This is a genomic window from Paraconexibacter sp., assembly GCF_041602235.1.
In the GTDB taxonomy this organism is placed as follows: Bacteria; Actinomycetota; Thermoleophilia; order Solirubrobacterales; family Solirubrobacteraceae; genus Paraconexibacter.
Genome location: NZ_JBFIGP010000245.1, coordinates 1 through 5,528, shown reverse-complemented (window position 1 = coordinate 5,528; position 5,528 = coordinate 1). Strand labels below are relative to the sequence as shown.

At 71.7% G+C, this 5,528-nt stretch carries 9 protein-coding genes; 8 read left to right on the top strand and 1 reads right to left on the bottom strand.

Annotated features, from left to right (window positions below; genetic code table 11):
- From ABYE80_RS16190 to ABYE80_RS16160, 7 genes are all read left to right on the top strand, one after another.
- Positions 1-763, top strand: a 763-nt coding sequence (locus ABYE80_RS16190) for a proline--tRNA ligase (RefSeq protein WP_372791341.1), incomplete at its 5' end; no start/stop codon positions are given.
- Positions 745-1,548: a CDP-alcohol phosphatidyltransferase family protein gene (locus ABYE80_RS16185; protein ID WP_372791340.1), complete on the top strand. Its 804-nt coding sequence runs from the start codon at positions 745-747 to the stop codon at positions 1,546-1,548. The genes ABYE80_RS16190 and ABYE80_RS16185, both read left to right, overlap by 19 nt.
- A gap of 74 nt (positions 1,549-1,622) precedes the next feature.
- The gene (locus tag ABYE80_RS16180) at positions 1,623-1,877 is read left to right on the top strand and encodes a hypothetical protein (protein ID WP_372791339.1); all 255 of its coding nucleotides are present in this window, start codon (positions 1,623-1,625) and stop codon (positions 1,875-1,877) included.
- Positions 1,878-1,908: 31 nt separating this feature from the next.
- Positions 1,909-2,385 (top strand): FHA domain-containing protein, encoded by a 477-nt coding sequence (locus ABYE80_RS16175; protein WP_372791338.1) that lies wholly within the window; start codon positions 1,909-1,911, stop codon positions 2,383-2,385.
- Positions 2,385-3,164 (top strand): MerR family transcriptional regulator, encoded by a 780-nt coding sequence (locus tag ABYE80_RS16170; protein WP_372791337.1) that lies wholly within the window; start codon positions 2,385-2,387, stop codon positions 3,162-3,164. The genes ABYE80_RS16175 and ABYE80_RS16170 overlap by 1 nt, the downstream gene beginning before the upstream one ends.
- Complete coding sequence (locus tag ABYE80_RS16165) at positions 3,161-3,694, top strand: adenine phosphoribosyltransferase (RefSeq protein WP_372791336.1); 534 nt, start codon at positions 3,161-3,163, stop codon at positions 3,692-3,694. Before ABYE80_RS16170 ends, ABYE80_RS16165 begins: the two co-directional genes overlap by 4 nt.
- 3 nt (positions 3,695-3,697) lie before the next feature.
- The gene (locus tag ABYE80_RS16160; RefSeq protein ID WP_372791335.1) at positions 3,698-4,138 is read left to right on the top strand and encodes an SRPBCC family protein; all 441 of its coding nucleotides are present in this window, start codon (positions 3,698-3,700) and stop codon (positions 4,136-4,138) included.
- Positions 4,139-4,243: 105 nt separating this feature from the next.
- Here ABYE80_RS16160 and ABYE80_RS16155 read toward each other — a convergent pair whose 3' ends face one another.
- The gene (locus ABYE80_RS16155; protein ID WP_372791334.1) at positions 4,244-5,155 is read right to left on the bottom strand and encodes a hypothetical protein; all 912 of its coding nucleotides are present in this window, start codon (positions 5,153-5,155) and stop codon (positions 4,244-4,246) included.
- 93 nt (positions 5,156-5,248) lie between these two features.
- On the opposite strand from ABYE80_RS16155, the gene ABYE80_RS16150 reads away from it, so the two are divergent.
- Positions 5,249-5,528 (top strand): PaaI family thioesterase (locus ABYE80_RS16150; RefSeq protein ID WP_372791333.1); only part of this gene is annotated, 280 nt, incomplete at its 3' end.

Here is a 5,528-nt window from a genome sequence, read left to right as displayed (position 1 = left end):
GCCGGCCACCGAGGAGGAGATCGCGCAGCGCATCGGGCCCGCCGGCTTCATCGGGCCGGTCGGGGCGCAGGTCGAGGTGCTGCTCGATCACGCCGTGCGCGACGACGACGGCGCGTCCTACGTCGCGGGCGCCAACGCGGTGGACCATCACCTGCGCGGCGTCCGTCCGGGACGGGACTTCCCCTTCCGGCGGGTCGACGTGCGGACGGTCGAGGCGGGCGACACGGTGAACGGCCAGGCGATCCGGATCGAGCCAGCGATCGAGATCGGCAACATCTTCCAGCTCGGTACGCGCTACTCCGAGCCGCTCAAGGCGACCTACCTCGACCAGTCCGGCAAGGAGCAGCTGATCGTGATGGGGTCCTACGGGATCGGGCCGGCGCGCATCGCCGCCGCCGCCGTCGAGCAGTTCGCCGACGATCGCGGGATCAGCTGGCCCAAGGCGATCGCGCCGTGGGACGTGGAGCTCGTGGTGCTCGGCAAGGCCGACACGCCCGAACGCGCGGCGGGCGAGCAGCTCTACGACGAGCTCCGCGGGCACGGCATGGACGTGCTCTACGACGACCGCGACAGCGGTCCGGGCGAGAAGTTCGCGGACGCCGAGCTGCTCGGCTGTCCGCTGCGCCTGACCCTCGGTCGCCGCTCGCTGGAGTCCGGGGCCCTCGAGGCGCAGGTCCGGCGGGGCCTCGCCGATCACGAGAACGGCGTCCCGCTCGACGGGGCGGCAGCGGCGGTGGGTGAGCTGTGGGCGACCCTCCCCTGACACCACGCGAGCGGGTCGAGCAGGCCCGCGACACGACCCGTGAACGGGTTGAGCAGGCCCGCGAGACGACGCGCGAGCGGGTGGAGCAGGCGCGGGAGACGACGCGCGAGCGGGTGGAGCAGGCGCGGGAGAACACGCGGGAGCGGGTCGAGCCGATCCGGATGACGACCCGGCGCCTGCTGGGTCTCGACCGCTCCGGTCCGCCGCCGCCACAGACGCTCGAGGGCGCGCCGTGGCACGTCTGGACGATCCCCAACGCGATCGGGTTCGTGCGGCTGTCGCTGCTGCCGCTCTTCCTGGTCCTGGCGTTCTCCTCGGACAGCGGGACCGACGCCTGGCCGGCGATCATCTTCGCGGTCATCGGGTGGAGCGACTACCTGGACGGCATGGCTGCCCGGATCACCGGGCAGTACAGCCGTTTCGGCGCCCTGCTGGATCCGATCGTCGACCGTCTCCTGGTCATCTCCGGGGTCGTGGTGGTCTGGCACTTCGAGCTGCTGCCACGGTGGGCGCTCGGTCTGCTGGTCTTCCGCGAGGTCCTGATGCTCGTCGGTGGCCGGATCGCGCTGAACCGCGGTGCGACGCTGCGCATCAACTGGCCCGGGCGTCTGGCGGTCGGGCCCACCATGTCCGCGATCTTCTTCGCGCTGGTCGACGTGCACTGGCTCGCGCTCGGGATGCTCTACCTCGGGCTCGCGCTCGCCTACACCGCGACGTGGCTCTACATCCGGGACGCGCGGGTGCAGATCGCTGCACGGAAGGATGCACCCTCAAGCTCTGGTTGACCGTTGAGGGTGCGCTGCTATGCTCGCGCGGCCCGCGGACACCCCACGACCAGCCGCGTGCAGGAGAGATGGACATGGAGACGTTCCCGGACCTTGGCTCGCTTTCCGATCAGGAGCTCAAGGACCTGATCCAGCAGTTGACGGAGGAGGAGATCGACATCTCCTACAAGCGCCGCATCCTGCACGGCAAGATCGACATCCTCCGTGCGGAGCTCGTCAACCGCCTGCGCAAGAAGCACGAGACCGGTGAGGACGTCATCACCGGCGCCGACGTGCAGCGCCTGACCGACATCCTCGCGGGGCGCGCCGGCACCGAGTCCGACGAGTAGCGGCCGGCGGACGCGGAGAGGGAGCGACGTCGTGGCCGTCCACTGCCCCGAATGCGCCTTCGTCAACACCGACGGCGCGAACTACTGCCAGAAGTGCGGCGCCTACCTCGGCGGCACGGGCACCGACGCGGCCGCGGGGGAGTCCTCGACCGCCACGTACCGGGTCGGCGAGACCGGGGAGTTCATCCCCGTCGATCTCGAGGAGATCGTCGCCAAGGGGGCGGCGCTCGTGATCCGGGCCGGAGGCGGCCGCGTCGGCGAGAGCTTTCCCCTGGACGGGGAGCGCCACTCGATCGGGCGCCGCCCGGACTCCGCGGTGTTCCTGGACGACGTGACGGTCTCGCGCGACCACGCGCTGATGGTCCGCCGCGGCGGGGACTGGTACCTGGACGATCTGGGTTCGCTGAACGGCACGTACGTCAACCGGCAGCGGATCGAGAGCCAGCGTCTCGAGGACGGCGACGAGCTCCAGGTCGGCAAGTACAAGCTCACGTTCCTCACGCGCTGATGTCCCTCGCCGATCCCGACACCCAGGCGCAGTCCGCCCCGCGGGACCCGGGTGTCGAGGAGGGCCCGCCGCGCAAGTCGATGACCATCGGCGCGGTCTGCAAGGCGATCCAGACCGAGTTCCCGGACATCACGATCTCCAAGATCCGCTACCTCGAGGATCAGAAGCTGCTGCAGCCGCGCCGGACCCCGGGGGGCTACCGGCTCTACAGCGCCTCGGACGTCCAGCGGCTGCGGACCATCCTGCGCCTGCAGCGCGACGAGTTCCTGCCGCTGCGCGTGATCCGCCAGGAGCTCGCCGCCGGACGCGCCCAGGAGGGCGGGCCCGGACCCGCGTCGTCCTCATCGGCGTCGGAGGCGCGCAGCGCGCGGCGTCGCAGCAGCGTGACCGTGTCCGCCACGCCCTCGATGTACTCGCTGGCCGATGTCGTCGAGGAGACGCGCGCGGACCCCACGCTGGTGCAGGAACTCGAGGAGTACGGCGTGATCCGCGGCGACCTGCGCGCGGGGACGAAGTACTACGACGAGACCGAGCGGGAGATCATCCGCGCGGTCGCGGAGCTCGCCCGCTACGGCGTCGGCGGTCGCAACCTGCGGGTGTTCCGCACGTCGGCCGACCGCGAGGCGGCGCTGCTGCAGCAGCTCCTGGCGCCCGCGCTGCGGTCGCGCAACGTGGAGCGGCGCAAGGAGGCGATCGAGGCGCTCGAGAACCTCGCGGCCGTCACCACCCATCTGAAGCACCTGCTCCTGATCCGCGACCTGCGGAAGATCGCCGGGTGACGGCGCCGGTCGACCTGCGCTCCGCGATCCGCGAGATCCCGGACTTCCCCAAGCCGGGTATCGGGTTCAAGGACGTCACCACGCTGCTGGCCGACCCGCTGGCCCTGGATGCCGCGGTCCGCGGGCTCGCCGACTACGCGCGGCCGCTGCGCCCCGACGTCGTGATCGGCGCGGAGGCCCGCGGCTTCCTGCTCGGGCCCGCGCTCGCGCGTGAGCTCGGCTGCGGGTTCGTGCTCGCGCGCAAGCCCGGGAAGCTGCCGCACACGACGGTCCGCGCCGAGTACCTCCTCGAGTACGGCACGGACGTCCTCGAACTCCACACCGACGCCGTCGCCCACGGAGCGCGGGTGCTGGTCCACGACGATCTGCTCGCCACCGGTGGCACCGCGGCCGCCCTGTGCTCGCTCGTGGAGCAGAGCGGCGGGACGGTCGCCGGCTGCGCCTTCCTCATCGAACTGGCGTTCCTCGACGGCCGGTCGGCGCTGCGGCCCCACGACGTCCACGCCCTCGTGCCCTACGAGTCCGAGTAGCGGATGCCGACCATACGTCGCAGCCGCACGATCGCGGCGAGCCCCGAGGATCTCTGGCGGATCGTGGGGGACCCCTACCACCTGCCGCGCTGGTGGCCGCGGGTCCTGCGCGTCGAGGCGGTCAACGACAGCGCGTTCACGCAGGTCATGACGACCGAGCGCGGGCGCAACGTCCGGGCGGACTTCCGGCTCACGGCGCTCGACGAACCGACGAAGGCGGCGTGGGAGCAGCAGGTCGCCGGGACGCCGTTCGAGCACCTGCTCGATCACTCGAGCACCGCGGTGACCCTGAGCCCGCAGGCCCAGGGTACGAAGGTCACGATCGAGCAGCGGACGAAGATGCGCGGGATCTCACGGCTCGGAGGCCCGATGGTCCGCAAGGCCGGTCGTGGACTCCTCGACGAGGCCCTGGACGGCCTCGAGCGCCTGCACGGCGAGGGCTGAGCGCCCTACGGGCGCCGCGCGCCACGCGGACGCCGACCGCCGCCGTCACCGCCACGGGCCCGTGCCCGCGGCGGTCGCCCGGGGCGGCACGCCGCCCCGCGCACCTCAGGTGCCGGTGTCGAGCTTGCCGCGCAGGACGATGGTGCCCGGCTTGGTCGGCCGGTCGACCTTCTCCTTGGTGACGACGAGCTCCTTGTACTTGTCGACGTTCTCGGGCACGCCCGCGAGACCGGACAGGCGCCCGTCCTTCTCGACCGGCGGCGCGAAACCGAGGAACTGCGCGTCGCTGGGGCTGTTGTACAGCCACACCACGTACCGGGCGCTGGGCTGGAGGTCCTGCCCGGTGACGGCGAGAGCACGCTGGCCACCCTGCGAGAGCAGCTGGGCGACGCCCAGGGCCTTGGAGCCCGGGATCGTGCCCTCGAGGTTGATCTGGGCGTCGACCTTCGGCGTGCCGGCGGCGCCGGTCTGCGCGGAGGTCGTCGTGGGTGTGGCGGTGGGCTTGTCGTCGTCCCCGCCGCCGAAGATCAGGACCAGGCCGACCGCGAGGGCGACGCCGAGTCCGCCGAGCACGAGGAACCCGCCGAGCCGCGACGACTTCGCACGCTCCTGGCGGGCCACCTTGCGAGCCTCGAGGGCGTCGAACGCCTCGTCGACCTCGGCCACGTCGGCGGGGATCTCGGGGAGGGCGTCACCGGCCAGCGGGCGCAGCTCCCCGGCGACGACGCGCGCCCACGCGCGCCCGGACGCCGAGGTCTCGAGGAACTGACGGGTCGCGGCCCGTGCCGAGGCGGACTGCTGGCCGAGGAGGTAGTCCGAGATCTCGTCCTGCTGCGCGGACTTCAGGTCCCCGGCATCGTCGGGCCCCAGGGTGTCCAAGGCGTCCAGAGCACGTTCCCGCACCCCGGTGCCGTCGAGCCGCAGCAGCGCCGCCAGCTCGTCGTAGGTCTTTCCCTGCTTCAGGAGCAACTGGAGGACGGCCTTCTGATCGGCCGGCAACTGATCTACACGCGCCATAGACGCGGGAGCCTAGTCGCTTGTGCCCGGAGGCGTGCCGGACGTGCGACCGGCACGGACTGCGCCGCGGTTCGCTCCTCTAGGGTTCCGGCCATGAGCGACATCCCGCTGCCGGTTCCCTACGAGCGCACCTTCGACGCGCTGTACGGGCTCGTCGTGGACGAGCAGTCCGACGATCGTGTGACCGCGCACGTGACCGTCGAGGATCACCACAAGCAGCCGATGGGTCTCGTCCACGGCGGGGTGCTGGCATCGATCGCCGAGTCGATCACCTCCATGGCCACCGCGACGGTCGTCATGCGTGACGGCTTCATGGCCCAGGGGCTGTCGAACCAGACGAGCTTCCTGCGTCCGGTGCTGGGCAGCAGGATCG

Bases quoted from the DNA above. Each gene is read 5' to 3' on its own strand.
- ABYE80_RS16180 (WP_372791339.1), top strand. From the start codon at position 1,623: ATGGAGACGTTCCCGGACCTTGGCTCGCTTTCCGATCAGGAGCTCAAG.
- ABYE80_RS16170 (WP_372791337.1), top strand. From the start codon at position 2,385: ATGTCCCTCGCCGATCCCGACACCCAGGCGCAGTCCGCCCCGCGGGAC.
- ABYE80_RS16160 (WP_372791335.1), top strand. From the start codon at position 3,698: ATGCCGACCATACGTCGCAGCCGCACGATCGCGGCGAGCCCCGAGGAT.
- ABYE80_RS16155 (WP_372791334.1), bottom strand. From the start codon at position 5,155: ATGGCGCGTGTAGATCAGTTGCCGGCCGATCAGAAGGCCGTCCTCCAG.